Raw genomic sequence first — 24910 nt, forward strand, 5'->3', positions numbered from 1 at the left:
GGTAGTTTAAAATAATCGGAAGTATTATACCAAGTTGGGGGGTGGGGCAAATATGCTCGGCGAAATATTGTCTAGTTTTACAATATTTTCAGACACGATGGTCTTTTTTTCAATATACACAGGCATAATAACTTCATGTTGAAGTATTGCCGGATAAACAGCAGCCTTAAGTTCTTTGTGTGAGTGCTCCTCTTCAGAGAAACTGAAGAACATAGACGTATCATTACTTTTCTTCATCAACGTCACAATAGTTGGAGTTGCTAAGAAGGCAATAAATATGAATAATAATATGCGAGCGACTAATTTCATTGTCGCAAAAATAGTGTTAAAGAAATAAAATCAAAGCCTGAAGCAAAAAATTTTATAGAAATTTAACATTCATGAAAAAAGCAGCACCGTCCATAGAGACAATGCTGCTTTTTAATCTATTTACAAACAATGAATTACAGCTCTTCTTCAAGCCATGCATTCATCATCCAGATCGTTTTTTCCTGTTCTGCAATGAAGTCACTCATCATCGAATTTGTACCTTCATCATTGATTTCAGCTGATTGTTTTAAGATTTCTCTTTCAATTTTAAGCAAATCAGACAAAGAAGTAACTATCAGGTGAACTGCTTTTTCATCGTTTGAGATATTTTTTCCAACTGTTAATTTGTTGTTTTTAATGTAATCTTCGAAAGTATGTAAAGGAGTTCCTCCAATTGTTAAAACTCTTTCAGCTATCATATCAATTTTTAACTGAGAATCAGTGTATAATTCTTCAAATTTTACATGTAAATCAAAGAAACGTTTCCCTCTAATATTCCAATGTATTCCTCTTAAATTTTGGTAGTAAACCTGAAAATTGGATAATAAGACATTCAATTCTTTTACTAATAATTCTGACTCTTTTACAGGTAATCCTAAAATATTCGTTTTCATGTTTTTATTATTTTACAGTAAGTTACTACAAATTTAAAGGAACTTCTTAAAAAATGTTATAAAAAAAAATTATATTTTCTTATTTTTGCATCACAAAATACTATCAAAATGACTATTACTCAATTACAATATGTGTTAGCTGTTGCCGAACACAAAAACTTTACTCTTGCCGCTGAAAAATGCTTTGTGACGCAACCCACTTTAAGCATGCAGATTCAGAAAATTGAAGAGGAACTTAATATCTTAATTTTCGACAGGAGCAAAAAGCCCATTCAACTTACAGATATTGGCCAGAAAATTGTAAATCAGGCTAAAAACATTGTAAACGAAGCAGATCGAATCAAAGACATCGTAGAGCAACAAAAGGGTTTTATTGGCGGAGAATTTCGTTTGGGAATTATCCCGACGATTATGCCTACGCTTTTACCTATGTTCCTCAATAATTTTATTAAAAAATATCCGAAAGTAAAACTCTTAATCGAAGAGCTGAATACAGATGAAATTATCGTAAAACTTAAAAATGGTCATTTGGATGCTGCAATTGCTGCTACTCCACTTGAAGATGAAAAAATAAAAGAGATCGTTTTGTATTTTGAGCCTTTTGTGGCTTATATACCAGAACATCATGCCAATTTTCAGAAAGAAGAAATTGAGGTTTCTGATTTAAACATTAATGAAATTTTGTTGTTGCAGGACGGCCATTGTTTTAGAGATGGTATTCTGAATTTATGCAAAAACGGAACTGATATCGAACAAAACAATTTTCAGATTCAAAGTGGAAGCTTTGAAACGCTGATAAAATTGGCCGACGAAGGCTTGGGTACAACGTTACTACCGTACTTGCACACCATGGATTTAAAAGATTCCGATAAGCTGAAACTTCGTAATTTTAAGGAACCAAAACCTGCTCGTGAGGTAAGTTTAATTTACCCGAAGAGCGAATTAAAAATGCAAATCATTGACGCACTTCGATCAACAATTGCCGGAGTTGTAAAAGGAGCAATCGTTTTTCAGAATGTTCAAATCATCAGTCCGCTACAAAAGAAATAAAAATAAAAAAGGAGCCAAATTGGCTCCTTTTTTTTATACTTTAATCAGTAGTAGACTTTGTTTTAATTCTGGTTTTTCAATAATAAAATTCAACAACCATTCTTGCAATTGTTCCATCTCATACGGTAACAGTGTTTTGATAGCTTTTTCCAGCTCTTTGCAGAAAAGTATCGGATCGAAACTAACTCTCTCAAGTATTGATTTCGTGTAATCAAACATCATTTTTGACATAATAAAATAAGATTTTGGGGGGTTATCTATATTTTTAAACTCGCAACAAATGTAAACAAATATCATTCATACACACTCATTTTAACTATTTTTTTTAAAAACTTTAGCAACGAAACCGTTTTCTTAATACATATAACCCAATATAGAACTATTATAAATAACTAATTTAAACCTTTTTAAAGGCTCTAAACATCTCACGTTTTCCCGGAGGACCAGCCAATTTTTCGACCGTAAACCCTACTTCAATCATGCTTCTTTTAACAACTCCTCGGGCGGCATAAGTTACTAAAACGCCGTTTGGTTTTAAACTATTGTACATTTTCTGAAAAATCTCGGTGCTCCACAACTCAGGTTGCACCCGATATCCGAAGGCATCAAAGTAAATCAAATCAAAAGTTTCAAGATCGTTTATTTCATCAAAAAATTGTTTCCTTTTGGTTAACGAGAACTGATCGCAAATTTCTACTTTATTATCCCATTCACATTTATGCATTTTTTCAAAAATGTTATGAAATTTCAATGCTCCTAGTTCTTCAACATAATTCATAGCTAAAACTTCTTCAGCATTTACAGGATATGCTTCTACTCCAACATAATCAATCTGCTGCTTTTTTTCTATTGATTCTAAAAAAGTGATAAAAGCATTTAAACCGGTTCCAAAACCAATTTCAAGAATACTAACCGGATTATTTTCAAATAAGGAAAGTCCGTTTTTTATAAATACGTGTTTTGCTTCCTGAATAGCACCATGTTTAGAATGATAACATTCATCCCACTCTTTCAAATGAATTGTTGTTGAACCATCTAGCGTTTTAATTATTTCTCTTTCCACTTTTTCGATATTATCAATGCAATTATATTGTTTTTCAGTGCATTTTGTTAGTCAAATTTAGTCAAAACAAATGCGTAAAGCCTTAAAAATCGATACTTTTTTCATAAATTCTTTATAAAAGTCAGTGATTTTTTTAGGTTTATTATAAGATAAATAAATCTCAGTTAAACGCCGTAATTAATGCGGTTTTAGTAAGTAATTTATATATTTTTACTTAATTTTGCATTCAATAAAACCTATTTTACACCAAATCATTACTTTAGAATTCTTTCTGTTGCAATGAAAATTAGATAAAACATATATTATTATGAGTACAACTCAAACAAACAAAATTGAAATCAGAAAAGCTACTTCGTCAAAAATAAGCGCGGTAGACTTTGAAAACTTAAGCTTTGGTGCTGTTTTCACAGACCATTTATTCGAATGTGATTTTAAAAATGGGGAATGGCAAACTCCTGTCATTAAGCCTTATGCTCCTATTTTGATGGACCCTTCTTCAAAAGTCTTTCATTATGGGCAAGCTATTTTTGAAGGAATGAAAGCTTATAAAGATGTCAATAATGATGTTTGGTTGTTTAGACCTGATGAAAATCACAAGCGTTTCAATAATTCTGCAATTCGTATGGCAATGCCGGAAGTTCCGGAATCTATTTTTATGGATGGTTTGAATGGATTATTAAAAATAGACCAGGAATGGATTCAAAGAGGAAACGGAAGCAGTATGTATATCCGTCCGTTTATGATTGCAACTGGTGCCGGAGTTGTTGCAAATCCTTCTGACGAATATAAATTCATGATTTTACTTTCTCCTGCAAAATCATATTATGCTGGTGAAGTAAAAGTAATCATTGCTGAACATTACAGTAGGGCGGCAAATGGTGGAATCGGTGCTGCAAAAGCGGCAGGAAATTACGCTGCACAGTTTTACCCAACAAACCTGGCAAACAAAGATGGCTTTCAACAAGTAATCTGGACAGATGATGCAACGCATACTAAACTGGAAGAAGCCGGAACAATGAACGTATTCTTTAGAATTAACGATACGTTATTGACTGCCCCAACAAGTGAAAGAATTTTAGATGGTATTACCAGAAAAAGTTTGATTGCAATGGCAGAAAAAGAAGGACTTAATGTAGACGTTCGTCCTGTTATTGTTTCAGAATTAGTTGAAGCAGCTAAAAACGGATCATTAAAAGAAATTTTCGGAGCCGGAACTGCAGCTGTTGTAAGTGTAATTAAAGGATTCTCTTATCAGGATATTTATTATGAAATGGCTCCTATTGAAAACTCTTATGCTTCTCTTTTAAAAGAAAAACTAACAAGTCTTCAAAACAAACTTTCTGAAGATACTTTTGGATGGACAGTTAAAGTTCAATAATCAAAAGACATTTATAAAAATAAACCCGATAAATTTTAAGTTTATCGGGTTTTGCGTTTTTTATATACTACATATAAAATTTAACACATAGAAACATAGATTCAGTGTGCTAATTTAGGATGTAAAAAGAAACATGTTTCTCACACATAGCTATGTGTTTTGATAAAAGTGAAACGTCTTTTTACCGTATTTAAAACTATGTTTCTATGTGTTTAAATATTTACAAAGAATTTAATTTTTATAAAAGTTTAGAAAAATCCGGTTTAAAATAATTTGGGCCTTTCATAACCTTTCCGTCTTCACGATAAATAGGTTGCCCGTCTTGACCTAATTTGCTCATATTGCTACGCTGAATTTCATCAAAAACGGCTTCAATTTTGTCCTGCAAACCATGTTCGATAATGGTTCCGCATAAAATATACATCATATCTCCAAGAGCATCAGCAATTTCGACCAAATCATTATTCTGAACTGCATCAAGATATTCTTCGTTTTCTTCTTTCATTAAATTATAACGAAGAAATTTTTTGGTTTCGCCCACATCGGCAATTGGTGTTTCGCTATGTCCTATTTTAAAAGCAGTATGAAATTCCTTAACTGCATCTATTTGTTTTTTCATATGTAGATAAATTTGTTTTTTAATGAAATGAAAAGCCAAATTAGCAACTATTCATATACAATTCTCTAAATTTGTCAAAAATAATTTCAACTATGTTTAGTCAGGGACAATTAATATTCGCAGTTTGTTTTTTCATCGCCTTTGTAATCGTAATGATATTTGCTTATCGAAAAGATCTGGCACTGCACAAAATTTTTTATAAGGGAAATTACAAAGTCTTAATCGTTTTTCTGCTTTTTATTGCCATCTTATTTGTCATCAAATTCTTTTTTAAAAGGTAATTCCGTAATTTATTTCTATATTTAAAAATATAAAATAAATGCCGAAGTTTTACAATTAAACTTCATCAGAATCGTTTTGCCTGAAGTTGATTTTAACCTGAAGAATAATTTAAAAAGTATACTTTTATTTTTTTTCTGCTATAGTGCGACTAGTAATAAAATTTATAACTTTACGACACCAAACAACCTACACCAATGAAGATTTTAAAATATTTATTTCTTTTATCGTTATTAAGCTTAGTTGCGCTAACCGTTTTTGTTGCCACACAAAAAGGGATTTTTTCTGTAGAAAGAAGCAAAGTCATAAACTCACCGCGAATTACTGTTTATAACTACGTAAACGATTTTAGAAATTATGAAGATTTTGAATCCTGGTCGGTAGAAGATCCTACTATGAGAATGACTTTTCCGAACAAAACAGTAGGAAATGGCGCTTCATTTTATTGGGAAGGTAGCGATGGAAAAGGAAATGCCATAACTCTTAAAACAAAAGAAGGAGAAAGCATTCAGCAAAAAATCAATTTTGATGGTACTCAGGCTGATGTCAACTGGACATTTAAAGATACTTTGGCAGGTAAAACCAAAGTAACATGGAAAGCTAAAGGAACAATGAGTTTTTTGTTTAAAATTTATACCGCTTTAAATGGAGGTTCAGATAATATCATTGGAACCATTTCTGAAAAAAGTCTCGCTAACATTGATAAAAATCTGGATTACGAAACCAAAACTTATGCGATAAAAGTAAATGGTGTTGTTAAGAAAATCGAGACTCCTTACATTAAACAAACTTTTACAAGCGAAATTCAGAAAGTAAATAAAAATGCCCGAATTGTAATTCCAAAACTAATAGAATTCAGCGAGACAAATGGTTTATCTACCAATGGAAAACCGTTTATTATTTACCATACTTATGATACTGTTAGTGGATTGGCTAAAATCTCTATCTGTTTACCAATCAATAAAGAAATCTCAACAAGCGCAGGAAGCGATATTACAGCAGGAAAACTAAATGGGTTTGAAGCTGTAAAAACAACGTTAAAAGGAGATTACACGCATACAAACGAAGCAATTGCTAAAACAACAGCTTTTATTAACAATGAAAAAATTACACCGGATTTAAGCTGGTCGCATCTTGAAATATGGACCATTAGCAAATTGGACGTAAAAAGTCCGTCAAAACTAATGACGGAAATTTATTTTCCAACGAAACCTAAAGTAATTCCGGTTCTAAAAGTTCCTGTTTATCAGCCTCAGACAGAAACACAAACTGCAAAACCTGCAACTCCTGCTCCAGCTACACCAAAAACAGCTGAAGAAGAAGATTCGGAATTCTAAAAAAAACTAAAAGACGATTAAACCTTTTGTTTAAAATTCATTCTAACTGATATAAGGTTAAAATTCCTAACTTTATATGTGGTAACAAGATAAAGTTTAAAGCTTGACAAACGAGAAGGAATTTATAGCACAATTATTAGATCCTAAAACGCAAAATATTGCGTTTCAAAAACTCTTGTCTGATTATCAAAAACCGTTGTATAATCATATTCGAAACATTGTTTTGAATCATGATGATACAGACGATGTTTTGCAGAATACTTTTGTGAAAGTTTTTCAGTATTTAAAAAGCTTTAAAGGAGAAAGTAAACTCTTTTCCTGGATGTACCGCATTGCTACCAATGAAGCATTAACATTCCTGAACCAAAAAGCAAAGCTAAACGGAATAACATCTGAAGCATTGCAAAACAAAACCATAGACAATTTAAAAGCTGATGTTTATTTTGATGGAGACGAAATTCAGATTAAACTCCAGAAAGCGATTGTCACATTGCCGGAAAAACAACAATTAGTCTTTAAAATGAAATATTTTGAAGAATTAAAGTACGAAGAAATTGCAGAAATTTTAGGAACCTCAGTCGGTGCATTGAAAGCTTCTTATCATCATGCAGTTAAAAAAATTGAATTATATGTTACGTCAAATTAAACCTTTTGTAACTAAACCTATCTTATAGACATTATGAAAGCATTTAAATTAGAAAACGAACCGAAAATAAAAACCGGGTTTAAAGCTCCGGATCATTATTTTGATGATTTATCGGCAAAAGTTTTACACCAAATAAACGAAAAAGAAGTAAAAGTAATTCCGCTTTATAAGCGTAAAAAAGTACTTTCACTGGTGGCTGCTGCTGCAATTGTAATAGCTCTTATGATCCCTGTAGTAAACAATTACAATGCAACATCAAAAAATCTTGATGAAGCTACTTTAGAAAATTATTTGTCCTATCAATCCAATTTAAATCAATATGATTTAATAAAGGAGCTTGATACAAAAGATATTGACAAACTTGGAAAAAGCGTAGTTCTTGAACAGGAAACACTAGAAGATATTTTGTCTTCGAACCCTAATATTGAAAATTTAATTTCAGAATAAAATAAAAATTTAAAAAGATGAAATTCAAAAATATACTACCGTTATTTATGTTCTTAGTCACTTTTTCATTTTATGCCCAAAATGATAAAAAAGTAGATGAAAAACGTGAAAAAATCAAGGCCTACAAAGTATCCTTTTTAACTACAGAACTTGAGCTTACTTCTACCGAAGCAGAGAAATTCTGGCCTATTTATAACGCTTTTGATGACAAACAATATGAGTTGCGTCATGATAAAATGAAGACTTATATGAATAAGCTGGATGATGACAAGATCAATTCAATTTCAGAAAAAGAAGCAGCTACCCTTTTATGTCAAATAGAAAGTACAGATAAGGAACTTTATCTTTTACGAGAAAAATACATGTCAAATCTTAAGAAGATACTTTCGCATAAAAAGATATTAAAGCTTAAAAAATCTGAAGACGATTTTAACCGAAAATTGCTAAAACAATATAAAGAAAAAACCGGCAAATAAAGAAACAACAGCGATAAGCCCCCTATATAATAAATGCTTACTTTATTATTTAGGGGGCTTATTATTTTTAAACTATTTTATTTTAAACTATTTAAAGCGAAGTCTGACAACTTTATTATGACCTGCAGCAATTGCAGTATTTCTATTGATAAAACGAATTGTAAACAACTTTGAATCAGTAGATAATTGTGTCCAGTTTTCACCACCGTTTTGAGAATATTGTATTCCTTCAGAGCCTACACAAATAATTTCTTTACCATTTCCTCCCGGAACGTATTGCACACATGATGCGTAACCGAATCCCATATCCTGACCTATTAACAACCAACTTTTCCCTCCATCTGTAGTAAAGGCTTTATTTCCTGATTTTTTGTTTGGAAGCTCATAATCACCGCCAGCAATAAATCCGTGCTTAGAATCGTAAAAATCAGCTGTAAAAATACCTGTCATTGGTTTTCCCTGAACAATAGGAGTATCAATTACTTTCCATGTTTTAGCTTTATCCGGAGAATAAAAAACACGGGCTTTTTTCCCTCCTGAAACCAACCAGGTTTCATCTCCATTTATTACAATATTTGTATTACTGGCTGCAAAAGCTGCTTCACCCTGAGAATTCGTTGGTAATTTATCTGATAATAATTTTGTCCAGGTCTCTCCTCCATCACGTGTTACGATCACTGAAAAAGTATCTTCAGTTGGATCTCCAATGGCGATTCCTTCCTTATCGTTCCAAAACTGCATACTGTCGTAAAAAACTTTTGGATGAACTTCTTTATAAACCAACTTCATTTTGTGGTCTTTTTTAGAAACCGAATAAAGTAATGCGGGATTTCCTACACTTAATAAGAAGATATCTTTTGAAGTTTGAGCAATACTTCTGAACTCTAATTTTAAAGTATCACGATAAATATGTTCTTCAAATTTTTCTTTTTTATCTAAATCATAATACCCAAAGCGAGAATTATCTCCTCCATACCAAACCTTATTTTTATCAATAACAATGGCTCTAATACTAATCTTATCCTGAAATAATGTATCTATTTGCATAGATGTGAAACCACCATAAACTATCCTTTTATTGCTATCACTCAATGTTTTAAAGGACATAAATAAAATAAAAGCGCAACAAAATAATAATACTTTTTTCATATAGGTTAAGATTTAGTAATTGCTAAAATACAATTATTTATAACATCTGAAATAAGTTTTGTTTTTTTTTCTGGCACAGTAATTGGATATCTCAGAATATTAATCTTTAATATGATTTGCCATGAAAGCCAAAGTACTTTTTTTAGTGTTCTTAGCAATAGGTTTTAGCTCTTGTTCTGCACAAAGCCAAACCACAGTATATGCAAAAAATTCAGATATCAGCGATAATTTAGATTTAAGAGCTGTTGCTTCCATTTTTGGAGAATCAGCTAATCTGCAGGATTTCGAAAGACGTTTAAATGATCCAAAATATCAAATATCAAATCTTGATTTAAATGGGGATGATCAGGTTGATTATCTTCGTGTAATCGAATCTGTAGAAGCCAGAACTCACGTTGTAATTATTCAGGCGGTTCTTGATCGTGACGTTTATCAGGATATTGCTACGATCGATGTAGAGCGCGATAATTCTAATCAGGTAAGCGTTCAGGTTGTTGGAAATAGTTATTTATATGGTGCAAACTATATTTATGAGCCTGTTTACAGCGTAGCTCCGGTAATTTATACCTCATTCTGGATAACAAACTACAGACCTTATATTTCTACCTGGAACTGGGGTTATTATCCAACCTATTATTATGCATGGAGACCTTATCCTATTTACAGATACAGAAATAACATCAACGTATGTATCAATGTAAACAATCGTTACAATTATGTAAATACCAGAAGAAGCTACAGAGCTCCTGTTTTATACGAATCAAGACGTACTTACGGATATGAAAAAATGCGTCCAAATAACAGTTTTGCGCAAAGACATTCAAACGTTAACAATAGATACGAATTAGATCAAAGACGTGTTGCAAGCAGAGAAACAAACAGAAATTCAAACGTTAATAACAGCAATAGATCTAATACAAATAGAGTTTCTGATAACAATACCAGAAATATAAGCAGAGATAATAATCAAAACAGAACAACGTCTGATAGAAATTACAACTCAAATCCTGTTTCGTCAAACAGAGACAATCAGAACAGAGTAAGCACACCTTCAAGAGTTGAAAATACTCCAAGGACTGCTGAACCAAGACGTGATTATTCTGAAAACAATAACTCAAGAGGAAACTCAGAAAACAGAATGAATACTAACAGAGCGGCTTCATCTCCAAGAGCAGAAGCTCCGAGAAGCTACTCTGAAAATAGAGCCACTACTGCAAGACCACAAACTACTCAAAGTCCTCAAAGATCTGAAGCGCCAAGAGTAAGCCAGGAGTCAAGAGGAGGAGGTCAACCACAAAGAGAGAACAACTCCGGAGGTTCAAGAGGCGGTGGTAGAAGAATGTAATTAAAAACAGTTTTCTATAATAAAACTAAAAGCACAATTGTTTAATTGTGCTTTTTTTTATTTTTACTATTAATTGACGCTAATTTATTTTAAAACAGTAAATTTGCAACCGTCTTTTATAAAAATATACATGAGCGCAGCGCATAAAAACTTACACAGTAAGTTGTCTATTGGGGGTTTATTGATCACATTAGGAATTATTTATGGAGATATTGGTACATCTCCATTGTATGTAATGAAAGCTATACTTGGTGAATATGCCATTAATGCGGATATTGTTTTAGGTGGAATCTCATGTGTCTTTTGGACCCTGACTTTACAAACTACTATAAAATATGTTCTTATTACATTAAGTGCTGATAATCATGGTGAAGGAGGTATTTTTGCTTTGTATGCCTTAGTTAAAAAAACCAAAATCCAGTGGCTCATTGTGCCTGCCATTATTGGAGGGAGCGCGCTACTTGCTGATGGAATTATAACTCCTCCCATTTCGATTTCCTCTGCAGTAGAAGGGATCAGGGCATTCTATCCTACTATGGAAACGGAAACAATAGTGTATATTGTTATCGGAATCTTATTTATCTTATTTACCATTCAACAATTTGGAACAAAGCTGGTTGGGAAGTTTTTTGCCCCGATGATGTTAATCTGGTTTGCAATGTTAGGAACATTGGGAACTATTCAAATACTAAATCATCCAGAGGTTATAAAAGCTGTTAATCCTTATTACGCTTATCACCTATTATCTATACATCCTGATGGTTTCTTCGTTTTAGGTTTTGTATTTTTATGTACTACCGGAGCTGAAGCACTTTATTCAGACATGGGCCACTGTGGAAGAAAAAACATTAGAATTAGCTGGATTTTCGTAAAAACAACTTTGGTTTTAAATTACTTTGGTCAGGCCGCATATTTAATTCACCATGAAGGAAGTACATTACAACAATTAGGTGGAGAAAATGGAAATCCGTTTTATCTTATTATGCCGCATTGGTTTTTGCCTTTCGGAATTGTAGTAGCAACTTTAGCAGCTGTAATTGCATCTCAGGCCCTTATTAGTGGTTCTTTTACTTTGATAAATGAGGCTATGCGTCTGAATTTCTGGCCGAAAGTAAAAATTAAATATCCTACTGAAGTAAAAGGACAATTGTATATTCCATCAATTAACTGGTTGTTGTTTTTTGGTTGTGTGGGTATCGTATTACACTTTCAAAAATCAGGAAATATGGAGCATGCTTATGGTCTTGCCATTATTTTATGTATGATCATGACGACTATTCTATTGAATTATTATTTAATCATGAAACGTGTGAAACTATACTTTATGGTTCCGCTGATCACGATTTATTTAATAATTGAATTCAGTTTCCTTTTTGCCAATATTACCAAATTTGCCGAAGGTGGTTATGTTACTTTAATCATTGCGATCATGCTGATTTCGATCATGACGATTTGGTATTTGGCTAAGAAAATTAATAAAAGTTACACTAAAATCATCAAGATCGATGATTATAAGAAAGTTTTAATGGAGTTGAGCGAAGATCTTTCAATCCCTAAATACGCAACGCATTTAGTATACATGACAAATGCAAATCGTGTTGATGAATTGGAGGAAAAAGTAATTTATTCGATTCTACAAAAACGTCCAAAAAGAGCTGATATTTACTGGTTTGTTCACGTAAACATTTTGACAGAACCTTATAAAACACAATATAAAGTTACCGAAATCGCAAAAGACGATATTTACAGAATCGATTTTAATTTAGGATTTAGAGAACCTACCAAAATCAATTTAATGTTCAGAGAAGTAATTCGCGATATGGTAAAACGTGGCGAAGTGGATATTACCAGCCGTTACGAATCATTGAACAAAAACAATATTATTGGTGACTTTAAATTTGTATTGTCTGAGAAGTTTTTATCAAATGACAATGATTTAAGATGGCATGAAAACATTATCATGAACTCTTATTTCTTCATCAAAAAATTAAGTTTATCTGAAGAAAGAGCTTTTGGTTTAGATAGTAGTTCTGTCAAAATTGAGAAATTCCCAATGGTGCTTCACGCTCCGGAAAACATCGGATTGACCCGAATTATAAAATAAATCATTATAAAATAACTTAGAAAAACACTCTTTTAAACTTTATCAGAGTGTTTTTTTTCTTTAGTGAAAGTCGAAAAATAACAATCAAAATTAAAAATTTAACTTTCAATCAATTAATAGTACCTTTGCAACTCAAATAATTAAAATGAGATTACACAGAAATTTAGTTTATACTACCATCGATTCTTTAAATGCGATCTTCAATGAAGGAGAATATGCAGACAAAGTGGTAGCAAGAGCATTAAAAAAAGACAAACGTTGGGGAAGTTCTGACAGGAAGTTTGTTGCTGAAACAATATACGAAATTGTTCGTTGGAAAAGATTATACGCTGAAATTGCCGAAGTTAAAGAACCTTTTGACAGAGACAATTTATGGAGAATGTTTGCTGTTTGGGCAGTTTTAAGAGGATATCCTATTCCGGATTGGAGACAATTGGAAGGAACTCCTGAAAGAAAAATAAAAGGTCGTTTTGACGAACTTTCAAAAATTAGAGCTTTAAAAGAATCTATTCCGGACTGGATGGATGAATTAGGCGTAAAAGAATTGGGAGAAAAAGTTTGGTCTACCGAAATTGCAGCTCAAAATCAACCTGCAAAAGTTATTTTAAGAACCAACACACTTAAAGGAACTAAAGAAAGTTTAAGAAACACTTTGATGGATTTAAATATTGAAACAGAATATTTAAAAGATCAGCCGGAAGCTTTGGTTCTAAAAGAAAGAGCAAACGTATTTTTAACGGATGCTTTTAAACAAGGACTTTTTGAAGTTCAGGACGCTAATTCACAATTGGTCGCTGGTTTTCTTGATGTAAAACCAGGAATGCGTGTGGTGGATACTTGTGCCGGAGCCGGAGGAAAAACATTACATATCGCCTCTTTAATGGAAAACAAAGGGCAATTGATTGCAATGGACTTGTACGAAAGCAAATTGAAACAATTGAAATTAAGAGCTAAAAGAAATGGAGCTTTTAATATCGAATATCGTATTATTGACACTACAAAAGTGATCAAAAAATTACACGAAAAAGCAGACAGAGTTTTAATTGATGCACCATGTAGCGGTTTAGGAGTTTTGAAAAGAAACCCTGATGCGAAATGGAAATTACAACCTGAGTTTATCGATAATATCCGTAAAGTGCAGTCTGAGGTTTTAGAGAGTTATTCTAAAATAGTAAAACCAGGCGGGAAGTTAGTTTACGCAACTTGTTCTGTATTACCATCAGAGAATCAGCAACAAGTGGAGAAATTCTTAAAAACTGAAATCGGAAAACAATTTACATTCATAAAAGATCGTAAAATTTTGGCTTCTGAGTCTGGTTTTGACGGATTTTATATGGCATTGTTAGAACGTAAAGCTTAAAAATAAATTCCAAAATTTAAAAAATCCCAAATCCCAACTTATAAAAATTGGAATTTGGGATTTTTTAATTGTAATTTATATTATTTTTTAAGATTGCAGACTTGGCTTTCTTAACAACTTACCGTTTTCATTTTCCTTGAATTTTAGCACAAAAACTATTTCTTTTGGTTTTTCGAATTTATCTAAGACATCAAAAAAATCAGAAGCGAAATCTTGTTTCTCCCCTTCAATAACCAAGACCAGCTTTTCTCCTAAAACAGGATCTGGTAATCCTGTTACAAAAAATCTGGAATCTAATTTTTCAATCAGCTTTGCTTCTATCTGCTCGGGAATCAGCTTTACTCCTCCACTATTAATCACATTGTCAATTCTTCCTAAAAAAATAAACTGATTTTCTCTTATTACCTCAACTAAATCGTTTGTAACAATTGGTTCTTCAGAAATAGCCGGAACTGTAATAACCAGACACCCCCGATCATCCTGAGTGATTTTTACATTTGGTAAAACGGTAAAGACATTTTCGCCCAGTTTCTTTGCTGCAATATGGGTAATGGTTTCCGTCATGCCATAGGTTTCGTAGATCTCCGTTTTCAAAGGCAAAAGTTTCGCTTCAAGCGTTGTATCCATTTTTGCTCCGCCAATAATTAACTTTTTTACATTTCCTAAAGCTTCAATCGAATTTTGAACCTGTAGCGGTACCATAGCAACAAAATCATATTGAGTTTCATTTAAGGCAAGCGGATCTGTACTTGGCGTTACAATATCTAAATCTAATCCTAAAATTAAGCTTCGAACCAACATCATTTTACCTGCTATAAATTTTACAGGTAAACAAAGTAAAGCTTTATTGTGAGGCTCTAACCCAAAGAAATCTCCTGTAGCTAATGCCGATTGAATCATGGCTTGTTTTTCTAATTTCACCACTTTAGGAAGTCCTGTTGTTCCTGAAGTTCTCATTTCGATATACTCTTTATTATCAAACCAATCCAACAAAAATTCACCTATCGCCTGTTCATTAGCATCTCCTTCTTTTATATAATCATAAGCCACACGACACAGATCAATTGCGTTTAAATGGAATCCATTTATTCTAAAATGGTTGTGGACGTTTTTGTGTGTTAATTCTAACATAAATATTTAATTTGGTGACTCTAAGGTAACTATTTTCCCTGTTAATTTCTCTTTCCAATTGCTCCAATTGTATTTTTTACTAAAAATGAAGAGTAAAATCGGATACACCACAAAAATAGGAAGGATAACATCCAGCCCGGCGGAAGGCTCTGACATATCTTTAAAAATAGAATAAGTCTGAAAAACGGACCAATCTGAAGTTACCAATATTGCACCAACTAAATTGTTGGCGGCATGAAATCCTAAGGCTAGTTCTATCCCTTCATCCATTAGCGTGATAACCCCCAAAAACAAGCCGGTTCCTATATAATAAATCATAATGACGTAGCCCATCTTTGCCACTTCAGGATTAAAAACATGCATCGATCCAAAAATTAGAGAAGTCATGAGAAGCGGAAACCATTTGTTTTTTGCTAAATTGGCAAATCCCTGCATCAAATATCCTCTAAAAACATATTCTTCAGTACTAGTTTGAATGGGAATCATTATTACTCCAACTAACACTAAAATTAGAAAGGGAATTAATTTAAAATTCCACACGAAATTTTCCGGAGACCTCAGATAAACAGCCCAAAAACTTAACACTGAAAAAATAGACCATGCTACAAATGAAAATAAAATACGGCTCCAATCAACTTTTCCTCTTGATGTTGTTACTGATAAAAGTGTTTGATTATGCAAATATTTTACAACATAGTATACTCCGGCAAAAGCAAAGACAAAAGAAATCATAACCAGAAATAATGTCAGGTTTTGATCAAAAATTCTCATAACCTCTGCATTGTCTGTTGGAAGACCTTTTTTGTTTTTAAAACTAGAATACAAAACAGCAACAGAAAAAGGAATTTGCCCGATAAATGATGCGATAATAATTAAAACTGACCCAATAAGATATAGCCAGAATTTATTCTGAGGTTTAATTCCTTGTTCTAAAAACATACTTTAAATTTTAAAAATGAGAATTCGATTTAATAAGTAAACCTTATTTTTGGTGTCGCTAAAATACCCAATTTTGCATTAACTATCTTACAACATCCTAAATATAACAAAATGATACAAATTTATCACAATCCACGTTGTGGAAAATCAAGAACTTGCCTCGCTTTTTTAGATCAGGCCAATCAGGAATATGAAATTATTCCCTATTTAACAGACACTCCAACATTTGAAGACTTAAAAGTTTTACTTGAAAAATTAAACCTGGAACCAATTCAATTGATTAGAATTAAAGAGAAAATCTGGCTTGAAAACTATAAAGGAAAAACAATGACCAATGATGAGATCATTCAGGCAATGGTTGACAATCCAATTTTGATTGAACGCCCGATTGTCATAAAAGATGGAAAGGCTATTATTGGCAGAGATTTAGACGCCGTTGCTTCCTTTTTAGATTGAATACAAAGTGTCGAATTAACATTTTTTTGTGATTTTACTCTTTAAACCAAAAGCTACATTTGCCGTCTAAGAGTAAATGAAACCAAAAATAACAAATGAAAAAAATCAAATTTGCTGTATTACTTGTTCTTTTTTTTACAAGTTTTTACAACTATGCACAGCAGGCGCCTCCTGGCAAAAACAAGGTAAAAGTTACCGGAAAAGTATTTGAAAAAGTTAGCAAACAACCACTTGAGTATGCTACAATTTCGATCATGGCTCCTAATGACACCAAAGTTATTGCAGGCGGAATCACCAACCCAAAAGGTGAATTTGAAGTAGCTGTTGCTCCAGGAACTTATGATATTAAAGTTGAATTTATTTCATTTAAAGCAACTGAAATCAAAGGAAAAACCATTTCCGGAGACACTAGTTTAGGAGTTGTAAATTTATCAGAAGATGCAGCACAATTGAATGAAGTTGTGGTTCGTGCCGAAAAATCTACAGTGGAAATAAAACTGGATAAAAAAGTATACAATGTTGGTCAGGATATGATGGTAAAAGGTGGAACTGTTAGTGACGTTTTAGACAACGTTCCTTCTGTTTCTGTTGATACTGAAGGAAATGTAAGTTTAAGAGGAAGTGATAATATCAGAATTTTAATTGACGGAAGACCTTCAAACGCCATAAATGTTGCTGAGGCTTTACGTCAGCTTCCGGCAGATGCCATTGATAAAGTTGAAGTTATTACCAATCCATCAGCAAGATACGATGCTGAAGGTGGTTCAGGATTAATCAATATTATTCTTAAAAAAGGTAAAAATCAAGGTTTCAACGGAACTTTTATTGCCTCGACAGGAATTCCTGAAACTTATGGTTTAAGTGCGAATTTGAACTATAAAACCGAGAAATTAAATTATTTTACGACTGCAGGTTACAACTACAGAACAAATGAAGGTGGTGGAAAAACAAATTCTACTTATTTAAATCCAGACGGTACGATCAAAAACTATTTAGATGAAGATCGTGATACAAAAAGAACCAGGGATGGATTTAATGGCAGAGCCGGTATAGAATGGGCAATCAATAAAACTACTTTTTGGACAAATGCCATCAACTATCAAAAAAATTCAGGTGAAGATACAGATATCATTAATTATCAGAATTTTGATGCTGATCGTAATTTCACAGGTACAACTTATCGTTTAAATAATGGTGATACAAGAAGCGAAAATGTAGAGTTTACTTCAAATTTAATTAAAAACTTTAATAATAAAGGACACAAACTGACTGCTGATTTCTCTATTTCAAGAAACACAGATGACAGTAACAGCCTTATCACTGGATCTGACAACTTTAATAATACATTAAACGATCAGGTTCAGAAACAAGTTCAGTTACAAGCTGATTATGTTTTGCCTTTAGGTAAAGGAAGTCAATTTGAAGCTGGATATAAAGGAAGTTTTGGAGATTTAAATAATGAATATTACGTTCTTGATGAAAATGGCGCAACAATTCCAAATTTATCAAACAACCTGGAATACAAAGAAAACATTAATGCACTTTATACTTCATATGGATTTAAAGTAAACAAATTCTCTTATTTATTTGGTTTACGTTGGGAGGACACCAATATTCAGGTTAACTTGTTAGATACTAACGATTTCAATACAAAAAAATACAACAACCTATTTCCAAGTGCTTTTGTTAGCTATGAAATCTCAGATCAAAGTAATTTCACTGCCAGTTATAGCAAACGTTTATCAAGACCAAGAGGACGTTTCATGAACCCAGCAGTAAATTACTCAAGTAACATTAATATCTTTCAGGGAAATCCGGATTTAGATCCTTCATTAACTGACAAATATGATATCGGGTATATTAAACGTTGGGATAAAGTAACTTTCAATACATCGGCATATTTTGAAGATACTAAAGATGTTTTCAGCTTTGTTAGATCTCCTACAGGTGACGATGTAAATGGAATTCCGGTTATCTTAAGCCGACCAATTAACTTAGGAAAAGAACAAAAATTTGGTTTCGAATTTACTTTGAATTATACTCCTTTCAAATGGTGGAGATTAAACAGTAACTTCAATCTATATAATGTAAAAACAACCGGAGAAAACAGTTATACCGATACAAATGGTGATCTTATAGTACAAAATCTTGATAACCAAGCCAATTCATGGTTTGCAAGAATTAGTTCTAAAATTACATTACCATACAAAATCGACTGGCAATTAACCGGAATGTATAACGGCGAGCAAAAAACAGCACAAGGTAAAAACCTGGGCATGTTTGGCATGAATACTGCTTTAAGTAAAGATGTTTTAAAAGACAAAGGAACAATTGCTTTTAACATCAGTGATGTTTTCAACTCAAGAATAATGAGATCATACACTTATCTTGACTATCAAACATCCTATAGCGAAATGCAATTCCGTAAACGTCAATTCAATTTATCGTTTACGTATCGTTTCAATAAACCTAAAAGTGAAAGAGATAAGAATGCTCAGCCTAAAAATGAAGACGGTGGCGGAGAATTCCCTGGATAATATAGGTTAAATTCCAAAAATAAATTCCAAATTCCAATTTTAAAAACTTTTATAAGTCTTACTATTGAAATTTGGAATTTTTTTATTGGATTTTTTTTACAAAAAAAAAGGACTCGTAAAAACGGGTCCTTTCTTTATGAAGTCAATTTAAAATTAAATTGATTGTTCTTCTTGTCTCTTTTTTGCTCTTTTCTCTTTGAACATTTCCCAGCTTGCTCCCGTAACCCAATAAGATACGAAACCAACTAAGAAAAACATCAACCAAAACCCTATAGTTAGTATGGTCAAGAAAAGTAAAAAGCCTAAGTACTGTGAAAATTCAAACATGTTTTCCGGAATTTTTGAATGTAAGGACAAATGTAAGTTTTATATTTTTCCTTAGCAATAAAATCCAAATCAATTTTTATAAAAACACAATTATCCGTATATTTAAACTCATTTTAAATAAGAGATTTTTGACATGGGAAACCTGATTTTTATTGAACAATCTCAAATAGAAGAAGATGAGTATTTTTAGGAGCTGTTTCCTGCTGTCCTTCCAATCTTTTGCGCCGAACCCCGGCACAAAAGGATTTTCCCTCCCATCAGGGCTAGAGCACTCGTTTTCAAAAGAATTTCACTTTTAGTCAAAATAACAATAAACAACAAATATATACATATAATGAAATACAGAATAGAAAAAGATACCATGGGCGAAGTACAAGTCCCGGCTGATAAATATTGGGGCGCACAAACCGAACGTTCCCGAAATAATTTCAAAATTGGACCGTCTGGTTCCATGCCACCAGAAATCATCGAAGGTTTTGCTTACTTAAAAAAAGCAGCTGCTTATGCCAATTATGATCTCGGCGTTTTACCTATAGAAAAAAGAGATGCTATTGCAGCAGTCTGCGATGAAATTTTAGAAGGAAAATTAGACGATCAATTTCCACTTGTTATCTGGCAGACCGGTTCAGGCACGCAAAGTAACATGAACGTAAATGAAGTAATTGCAAATCGCGCTCAGGTCCTTAAGGGTTTTGAAATTGGCGAAGGCGAACAATTTATAAAAGCCAATGATGATGTCAATAAATCACAATCATCAAACGATACTTTCCCAACCGGAATGCATATTGCGGCATACAAAATGATCGTTGAAACCACAATTCCCGGGGTCGAAAAATTGCAAGCTACTCTATCCGCGAAAGCGAAAGAATTCAAAGATGTTGTGAAAATTGGCCGTACGCATCTTATGGATGCCACACCATTGACTCTTGGTCAGGAAATTTCAGGTTACGCCGCTCAATTGTCTTTTGGTTTAAAAGCATTAAAAAATACTTTGTCCCATTTATCAGAAATCGCCTTGGGCGGAACCGCTGTTGGAACGGGGTTAAATACCCCAAAAGGTTACGATGTAAAAGTTGCCGAATATATTGCCGAATTCACCAATCATCCTTTTATAACGGCAGAAAATAAATTTGAAGCTTTGGCAGCACATGATGCTATAGTTGAAACACACGGTGCTCTCAAACAATTAGCAGTGTCTTTAAACAAAATTGCAAATGACATTAGAATGCTGGCTTCAGGCCCGCGATCCGGAATTGGTGAAATTCATATTCCCGAAAATGAGCCGGGATCTTCTATCATGCCAGGAAAAGTAAATCCAACACAATGTGAAGCCTTAACAATGGTTTGCGCTCAGGTTATCGGAAATGATATGGCAATTGCCATTGGCGGAATGCAGGGACATTATGAATTAAATGTTTTTAAACCAGTTATGGCGGCAAATTTCCTTCAATCAGCAAGATTATTAGGTGATGCCTGTGTTTCATTCGACGAACATTGCGCTCAGGGAATTGAACCAAATTATAAACGAATTAAAGAATTAGTAGATAATTCTCTGATGTTAGTTACCGCTTTAAATACAAAAATTGGATATTATAAAGCTGCAGAAATCGCCCAAACTGCACATAAAAACGGAACAACCTTAAAAGACGAAGCTGTTCGTTTGGGGTATGTAACTCCAGAAGATTTTGATGACTGGGTGAAGCCGGAGGAAATGGTCTGAAAAAGTTATGAGTTATGAATTATAAGTTATGAGTTAAAAGCAAAATGGTAGAAGATTATAAAATCTTCTACCATTTTTTATTATTTATAAAACTATAGATTATTAATGTCAAAACTCATAATTCATAATTATTTCCCGTCTACATAATCTTGTAAATAAGCAAATCTCGGAGTTAATTTTCCCTTTTCTGTAATTTTGGCTCTTTGCAGGATTCCGTCTTTATCTCCATTAAAAAATGCCGGAATCACATGTTCCATAAATTGTTCTCCAAAACCCTCACTTGCATCTTTCGGGATTTCGCATGGTAAATTATCAACTGCCATTACTACAATCGCTGCCGGATGAAAAACGTCGACTTCTTTATTTTCTAACGGGAAATAACCGTAAATAGGTTCTTCAATTGTCGAAGAACGTAATGTGCAGGCAATTGGACCGTTAACATCACACGAAATATCAGCAACGACTCTTAATTTGCAGTCACTTGCATTCAACATTTCCTGTGTTAAAATCATTGGCGCTGCATTGTCATAAAAGTGACCTGCATAATAAATATCAGAAACTTTAGTGAATTTTTCAAAATCAGAAACATAAGCTTCAGGATGCGAGGTAAAATCATTAAAATCTAAAACCTGTCCGTCAATTCGTTTATTATATTCCAAAACATCCAGTTGCACATAAACCGACTGCGTATAATTTTTAGTCAAATAATTATCGACTGTAACTTCTTTTACTTTAATGGCGTCTAAAATTTCTTTTGCACCACTACCTACTTTTCCGGTTCCTGTAACAACAAATTTCAATGGTGGTAAAGTAATTCGTTTTAAGTGCGCGATTAAGGCTTCTTTCCCTGCTAACGTTTCAGCTTTTGGTAATTTAAACAATTCGAATTTTATTCCGAAGGCACGAATTCCATTATAAACACCAACCATTCCAGCATATTTTCCGAAGCCAATTAAACGACGGTTTTCGGCATCAACAATAGTTTCATGATCGTATAAATCGATATTTTTTTCTAAAATTGCCTTTAATAGTTTTCTATTGTAAGGCTGTTTTTTTATAGTATGCGAAAAAAAGAAATAGGCCTTGTCTGGAATCAAATTTTCAACAGGAACTTCTTTTACACCAAATAAAACGTCGCAATCCGAAACATCTTCTGTAACGTTTATACCCATACTCTTATATTGCACATCTGAAAAAATCCGAATATCAGAACTTTCAACTTCAACAGTGGCTTCATGATAAAGCTGTTTTAATTTAGCAAGTTCACTTGGTGAGAATACTACACGTCTGTCTGGTGGGGATTTTCTTTCTTTTATAATTCCAAATTTCATTTATGCGAGATTAAGATAGATATTAATATAACTTTTTTAATTCAATTTGTTTCAAATATAACAAAATTAGTTAAAATTTTGTTGTTATTTTCTTATTTCAAACATTTTTATAACGCTACTAGCTGATGCACAATTGACTAACAAAAAAAGAAGTTAAAACAATGTTAAAATAAGTTTTTTTAAGGAGTCAAAAAACAAAAACATAAATATTGAATTCTATATATTTGTTTTTAAAGAATGATGAAAATGAGTCTCCTAAAAAAAACAAATATACCACAAATACTTTTTCTAATCTTAGTTTTAAGCTCATGCGGAAAAGATAAAAAAACAATTGTTGACACCACTCCAACAGTTGAAGATACAATGCCAAAGATGAAGCCATTAGGTCCAGAGAAGAGACTTAGCCAGGCTTATATCAATTCAGTAAAAGGAAGAATAAATCATTTTTACGTTAAAAACTGGCCAAACAATAGCATGAACGGAAGCTTTCTGGTTGCCAGAAATGGTCAGATTATCTTTGAAAGATATAATGGATATGCCAATAAAAACGAAGGCACAAAAATAACAGCTGATACTCCGGTACAAATTGCGTCTGTCAGCAAAGTTTTAACTGCTACAGCCGTTCTAAAATTAGCCAATGCAGGTAAAATTGATCTTGATCAAAAAGTAAATACAATCTTAAAAACATTTCCATACGAAGATTGTACCATTCGTATGCTCTTAAGTCATCGTAGCGGTATGCGTAACTATGCTTATTTTACAGATCATGACAAATCTGTATGGGATAGACATAATCAGCTTACCAATGCAGCTATTTTAGACATTTTGGCAACGAAAGATGTTGGATTGGAATCAAAAACCGGAACACGTTTTGGTTATTGCAATACCAATTATGCAATGCTGGCGCTTATCATCGAAAAAGTTACCGGATTGACTTATAAGGAAGCAATGTCTCAAATTATTTTTAAGCCTTTAGGCATGAGACATACTTATGTTTTTGACGATGACAAGGACAGAAAAAAGATTGTCCCGTCATACAAAGGGAATGGCGCAGAAATTGGTTTTGATTATCTCGATAATGTTTACGGAGATAAAAATATCTTTTCGACTGTTAGAGATCTTTTAAAATTTGACAGAGCAAGAAATTCACCTGACTTTTTGAAACCTGCTTTATTAAAAGAAGTCTTCACAGGTTACAGTAATGAAAGAAAGGGAACAAAAAATTATGGTTTAGGAATTCGAATGATCAATTGGGAAACCGGACAAAATTTCTATTTCCATAACGGCTGGTGGCATGGTAATACCTCATCTTACATTACTTTAAAGAAAGAAAATGTTACCATTCTTGCCTTATCCAATAAAATGACCCGAAACACTTATGCGGTTCGCAAACTGGCACCCATTTTTGGAGATTATCCTTTTAATTTCAAGGACGAAGAATAATATAATTTTAAGTCAAATTTATTATTTATCTAACAACAAATAGTATAAATTTGCAAACTCAATTTTGGGGTCGACTGGTTTTGACAGCAAGTCGAATTGGAAAGTAAGCACGTCGAGCATTGAGACCTTGCTCGTAAATATAAGATCTTACAATTTTACACGGCGAAAATAACTACGCTTTAGCTGCATAATCTGAATTATAGTAAGATTAGCCACGTCCCTATCAGATAGGGAAGCTGGATTCTCCTTGAAAGCCTTGGTTTGTGGCGTTCAGTATAGGGGAACCGTAAAAATAAACCTAGATTTCCATGAGCTTCGGGTGGATTTCGAAATTAAGAAGATAAGTGTTGAGTGGTTGTTCCTGACCTAGCTTAACATCGAAAATCCAATCAGGAAATAAACGCGTAGAAAGCTCTTTAGTTGCTTGTTTGGACCCGGGTTCGATTCCCGGCGACTCCACAAAAAAGCCTGTAAACTTGTTGTTTACAGGCTTTTTATTTTTTAGTTGACAATTTAGTTGATGTTTTTAATTGTTAATAAATATCTATTATAAAGCAGAAGCTACCCTATTACAACTCAAAATTACCGCTTTTAATCTCCAAAATTATTTTTTTATACTTTACTGACTTCTAACCATTCCAATATCGTATTTTCTACTCTTTAATCAAACCACAACATGTATATACTAAGATCAACAAAAGCATTTTAAGGCTTTTTAAAGTATTAAAAACAGAAGAGATGATCAGTAGATCGTCTCATTTACTATTCGAAAATTATAAATTCATATTCTCTTCCAGTTAGTTACATTACTTTTTGTAAAAACACCTAATCTGAAACAGTACCTAAATTA

At 32.9% G+C, this 24910-nt stretch carries 23 protein-coding genes and 1 other RNA gene; 15 read left to right on the forward strand and 9 right to left on the reverse strand.

All coding sequences use genetic code 11. The annotated features are described in order from the left end of the window. Positions 1-24: 24 nt before the first annotated feature. The gene (locus AC6CH4_RS11000) at positions 25-309 is read right to left on the reverse strand and encodes a hypothetical protein (RefSeq protein WP_498102887.1); all 285 of its coding nucleotides are present in this window, start codon (positions 307-309) and stop codon (positions 25-27) included. Between the two features lie 134 nt (positions 310-443). Beyond that, complete coding sequence (locus AC6CH4_RS11005) at positions 444-923, reverse strand: Dps family protein (protein WP_056193707.1); 480 nt, start codon at positions 921-923, stop codon at positions 444-446. A 108-nt stretch (positions 924-1031) separates the two neighbouring features. Here AC6CH4_RS11005 and AC6CH4_RS11010 point away from each other — a divergent pair, with 108 nt between their 5' ends. Next, the gene (locus tag AC6CH4_RS11010) at positions 1032-1973 is read left to right on the forward strand and encodes a LysR substrate-binding domain-containing protein (RefSeq protein WP_498102889.1); all 942 of its coding nucleotides are present in this window, start codon (positions 1032-1034) and stop codon (positions 1971-1973) included. 33 nt (positions 1974-2006) lie between these two features. Here the strand turns inward: AC6CH4_RS11010 and AC6CH4_RS11015 are convergent, their stop codons facing one another. After that, positions 2007-2204, reverse strand: coding sequence for a hypothetical protein (locus tag AC6CH4_RS11015; protein ID WP_017496117.1), 198 nt, complete (start codon positions 2202-2204; stop codon positions 2007-2009). Positions 2205-2370: 166 nt separating this feature from the next. Beyond that, positions 2371-3036, reverse strand: coding sequence for a tRNA (5-methylaminomethyl-2-thiouridine)(34)-methyltransferase MnmC2 (mnmC2, locus tag AC6CH4_RS11020; protein WP_498102891.1), 666 nt, complete (start codon positions 3034-3036; stop codon positions 2371-2373). Between the two features lie 307 nt (positions 3037-3343). On the opposite strand from mnmC2, the gene AC6CH4_RS11025 reads away from it, so the two are divergent. Next, on the forward strand, positions 3344-4414 hold the full coding sequence (locus AC6CH4_RS11025; RefSeq protein WP_498102893.1) for a branched-chain amino acid aminotransferase: 1071 nt from the start codon (positions 3344-3346) through the stop codon (positions 4412-4414). A 238-nt stretch (positions 4415-4652) separates the two neighbouring features. Here AC6CH4_RS11025 and AC6CH4_RS11030 read toward each other — a convergent pair whose 3' ends face one another. Beyond that, positions 4653-5033: a pyrophosphohydrolase domain-containing protein gene (locus AC6CH4_RS11030; protein ID WP_498102895.1), complete on the reverse strand. Its 381-nt coding sequence runs from the start codon at positions 5031-5033 to the stop codon at positions 4653-4655. A gap of 92 nt (positions 5034-5125) precedes the next feature. Here AC6CH4_RS11030 and AC6CH4_RS11035 point away from each other — a divergent pair, with 92 nt between their 5' ends. From AC6CH4_RS11035 to AC6CH4_RS11055, 5 genes are all read left to right on the forward strand, one after another. Further along, positions 5126-5314 (forward strand): hypothetical protein, encoded by a 189-nt coding sequence (locus AC6CH4_RS11035; protein ID WP_072972699.1) that lies wholly within the window; start codon positions 5126-5128, stop codon positions 5312-5314. A 195-nt stretch (positions 5315-5509) separates the two neighbouring features. Further along, positions 5510-6649, forward strand: coding sequence for an SRPBCC family protein (locus tag AC6CH4_RS11040; RefSeq protein ID WP_498102897.1), 1140 nt, complete (start codon positions 5510-5512; stop codon positions 6647-6649). A 103-nt stretch (positions 6650-6752) separates the two neighbouring features. Further along, the gene (locus AC6CH4_RS11045; RefSeq protein WP_492966356.1) at positions 6753-7295 is read left to right on the forward strand and encodes an RNA polymerase sigma factor; all 543 of its coding nucleotides are present in this window, start codon (positions 6753-6755) and stop codon (positions 7293-7295) included. A gap of 33 nt (positions 7296-7328) precedes the next feature. Further along, positions 7329-7742 carry a hypothetical protein gene (locus AC6CH4_RS11050; RefSeq protein WP_498102899.1) on the forward strand — a complete coding sequence of 138 codons (414 nt, stop codon included), beginning with the start codon at positions 7329-7331 and terminating at the stop codon, positions 7740-7742. 17 nt (positions 7743-7759) lie between these two features. Further along, complete coding sequence (locus tag AC6CH4_RS11055) at positions 7760-8218, forward strand: sensor of ECF-type sigma factor (protein WP_498102901.1); 459 nt, start codon at positions 7760-7762, stop codon at positions 8216-8218. 87 nt (positions 8219-8305) lie between these two features. Here the strand turns inward: AC6CH4_RS11055 and AC6CH4_RS11060 are convergent, their stop codons facing one another. Continuing rightward, complete coding sequence (locus AC6CH4_RS11060) at positions 8306-9367, reverse strand: WD40/YVTN/BNR-like repeat-containing protein (RefSeq protein ID WP_498102903.1); 1062 nt, start codon at positions 9365-9367, stop codon at positions 8306-8308. Between the two features lie 121 nt (positions 9368-9488). Here AC6CH4_RS11060 and AC6CH4_RS11065 point away from each other — a divergent pair, with 121 nt between their 5' ends. From AC6CH4_RS11065 to AC6CH4_RS11075, 3 genes are all read left to right on the forward strand, one after another. Then, positions 9489-10712, forward strand: coding sequence for a hypothetical protein (locus tag AC6CH4_RS11065; protein ID WP_498102905.1), 1224 nt, complete (start codon positions 9489-9491; stop codon positions 10710-10712). A gap of 130 nt (positions 10713-10842) precedes the next feature. After that, the gene (locus tag AC6CH4_RS11070) at positions 10843-12816 is read left to right on the forward strand and encodes a KUP/HAK/KT family potassium transporter (RefSeq protein WP_498102907.1); all 1974 of its coding nucleotides are present in this window, start codon (positions 10843-10845) and stop codon (positions 12814-12816) included. A gap of 145 nt (positions 12817-12961) precedes the next feature. Beyond that, the gene (locus AC6CH4_RS11075) at positions 12962-14176 is read left to right on the forward strand and encodes an RsmB/NOP family class I SAM-dependent RNA methyltransferase (protein WP_498102909.1); all 1215 of its coding nucleotides are present in this window, start codon (positions 12962-12964) and stop codon (positions 14174-14176) included. A gap of 87 nt (positions 14177-14263) precedes the next feature. On the opposite strand, the gene AC6CH4_RS11080 is transcribed toward AC6CH4_RS11075, so the two are convergent. Next, a complete protein-coding gene (locus tag AC6CH4_RS11080) occupies positions 14264-15307 on the reverse strand; it encodes an AMP-binding protein (protein WP_498102911.1) in 1044 nt (347 codons plus the stop codon). A 6-nt stretch (positions 15308-15313) separates the two neighbouring features. Next, the gene (locus AC6CH4_RS11085; protein WP_498102913.1) at positions 15314-16246 is read right to left on the reverse strand and encodes a CPBP family intramembrane glutamic endopeptidase; all 933 of its coding nucleotides are present in this window, start codon (positions 16244-16246) and stop codon (positions 15314-15316) included. Between the two features lie 111 nt (positions 16247-16357). Between AC6CH4_RS11085 and AC6CH4_RS11090 the strand changes: the two genes are divergently transcribed. From AC6CH4_RS11090 to fumC, 3 genes are all read left to right on the forward strand, one after another. Then, positions 16358-16702 carry an arsenate reductase family protein gene (locus tag AC6CH4_RS11090; protein WP_498102915.1) on the forward strand — a complete coding sequence of 115 codons (345 nt, stop codon included), beginning with the start codon at positions 16358-16360 and terminating at the stop codon, positions 16700-16702. A 95-nt stretch (positions 16703-16797) separates the two neighbouring features. Further along, on the forward strand, positions 16798-19239 hold the full coding sequence (locus AC6CH4_RS11095) for a TonB-dependent receptor domain-containing protein (protein ID WP_498102917.1): 2442 nt from the start codon (positions 16798-16800) through the stop codon (positions 19237-19239). 661 nt (positions 19240-19900) lie between these two features. Then, positions 19901-21286, forward strand: coding sequence for a class II fumarate hydratase (gene fumC / locus AC6CH4_RS11100; protein ID WP_498102919.1), 1386 nt, complete (start codon positions 19901-19903; stop codon positions 21284-21286). 128 nt (positions 21287-21414) lie between these two features. Here fumC and AC6CH4_RS11105 read toward each other — a convergent pair whose 3' ends face one another. Next, a complete protein-coding gene (locus AC6CH4_RS11105) occupies positions 21415-22617 on the reverse strand; it encodes an NAD(P)-dependent oxidoreductase (RefSeq protein ID WP_498102921.1) in 1203 nt (400 codons plus the stop codon). 240 nt (positions 22618-22857) lie between these two features. Between AC6CH4_RS11105 and AC6CH4_RS11110 the strand changes: the two genes are divergently transcribed. Together AC6CH4_RS11110 and ssrA are read left to right on the forward strand one after the other, a co-directional pair. Beyond that, positions 22858-24060 carry a serine hydrolase domain-containing protein gene (locus tag AC6CH4_RS11110; protein ID WP_498102975.1) on the forward strand — a complete coding sequence of 401 codons (1203 nt, stop codon included), beginning with the start codon at positions 22858-22860 and terminating at the stop codon, positions 24058-24060. A 66-nt stretch (positions 24061-24126) separates the two neighbouring features. After that, positions 24127-24522, forward strand: a transfer-messenger RNA (tmRNA) gene (gene ssrA, locus AC6CH4_RS11115). The last annotated feature ends 388 nt before the right edge of the window (positions 24523-24910 follow it).

The sequence above is a fragment of the Flavobacterium sp. GQ95 genome (genome assembly GCF_059758655.1).

Excerpts from the sequence above, each read along its gene's own strand:
- fumC (WP_498102919.1), top strand. The coding sequence starts at position 19,901 with ATGAAATACAGAATAGAAAAAGATACCATGGGCGAAGTACAAGTCCCG.
- AC6CH4_RS11085 (WP_498102913.1), bottom strand. The coding sequence starts at position 16,246 with ATGTTTTTAGAACAAGGAATTAAACCTCAGAATAAATTCTGGCTATAT.
- AC6CH4_RS11015 (WP_017496117.1), bottom strand. The coding sequence starts at position 2,204 with ATGTCAAAAATGATGTTTGATTACACGAAATCAATACTTGAGAGAGTT.
- AC6CH4_RS11075 (WP_498102909.1), top strand. The coding sequence starts at position 12,962 with ATGAGATTACACAGAAATTTAGTTTATACTACCATCGATTCTTTAAAT.
- AC6CH4_RS11110 (WP_498102975.1), top strand. The coding sequence starts at position 22,858 with ATGAAAATGAGTCTCCTAAAAAAAACAAATATACCACAAATACTTTTT.
- AC6CH4_RS11040 (WP_498102897.1), top strand. The coding sequence starts at position 5,510 with ATGAAGATTTTAAAATATTTATTTCTTTTATCGTTATTAAGCTTAGTT.
- AC6CH4_RS11070 (WP_498102907.1), top strand. The coding sequence starts at position 10,843 with ATGAGCGCAGCGCATAAAAACTTACACAGTAAGTTGTCTATTGGGGGT.
- AC6CH4_RS11030 (WP_498102895.1), bottom strand. The coding sequence starts at position 5,033 with ATGAAAAAACAAATAGATGCAGTTAAGGAATTTCATACTGCTTTTAAA.
- AC6CH4_RS11080 (WP_498102911.1), bottom strand. The coding sequence starts at position 15,307 with ATGTTAGAATTAACACACAAAAACGTCCACAACCATTTTAGAATAAAT.
- AC6CH4_RS11025 (WP_498102893.1), top strand. The coding sequence starts at position 3,344 with ATGAGTACAACTCAAACAAACAAAATTGAAATCAGAAAAGCTACTTCG.
- AC6CH4_RS11065 (WP_498102905.1), top strand. The coding sequence starts at position 9,489 with ATGAAAGCCAAAGTACTTTTTTTAGTGTTCTTAGCAATAGGTTTTAGC.
- AC6CH4_RS11055 (WP_498102901.1), top strand. The coding sequence starts at position 7,760 with ATGAAATTCAAAAATATACTACCGTTATTTATGTTCTTAGTCACTTTT.
- AC6CH4_RS11010 (WP_498102889.1), top strand. The coding sequence starts at position 1,032 with ATGACTATTACTCAATTACAATATGTGTTAGCTGTTGCCGAACACAAA.
- AC6CH4_RS11050 (WP_498102899.1), top strand. The coding sequence starts at position 7,329 with ATGAAAGCATTTAAATTAGAAAACGAACCGAAAATAAAAACCGGGTTT.
- AC6CH4_RS11105 (WP_498102921.1), bottom strand. The coding sequence starts at position 22,617 with ATGAAATTTGGAATTATAAAAGAAAGAAAATCCCCACCAGACAGACGT.
- AC6CH4_RS11035 (WP_072972699.1), top strand. The coding sequence starts at position 5,126 with ATGTTTAGTCAGGGACAATTAATATTCGCAGTTTGTTTTTTCATCGCC.
- AC6CH4_RS11000 (WP_498102887.1), bottom strand. The coding sequence starts at position 309 with ATGAAATTAGTCGCTCGCATATTATTATTCATATTTATTGCCTTCTTA.
- AC6CH4_RS11005 (WP_056193707.1), bottom strand. The coding sequence starts at position 923 with ATGAAAACGAATATTTTAGGATTACCTGTAAAAGAGTCAGAATTATTA.
- AC6CH4_RS11060 (WP_498102903.1), bottom strand. The coding sequence starts at position 9,367 with ATGAAAAAAGTATTATTATTTTGTTGCGCTTTTATTTTATTTATGTCC.
- AC6CH4_RS11090 (WP_498102915.1), top strand. The coding sequence starts at position 16,358 with ATGATACAAATTTATCACAATCCACGTTGTGGAAAATCAAGAACTTGC.
- AC6CH4_RS11095 (WP_498102917.1), top strand. The coding sequence starts at position 16,798 with ATGAAAAAAATCAAATTTGCTGTATTACTTGTTCTTTTTTTTACAAGT.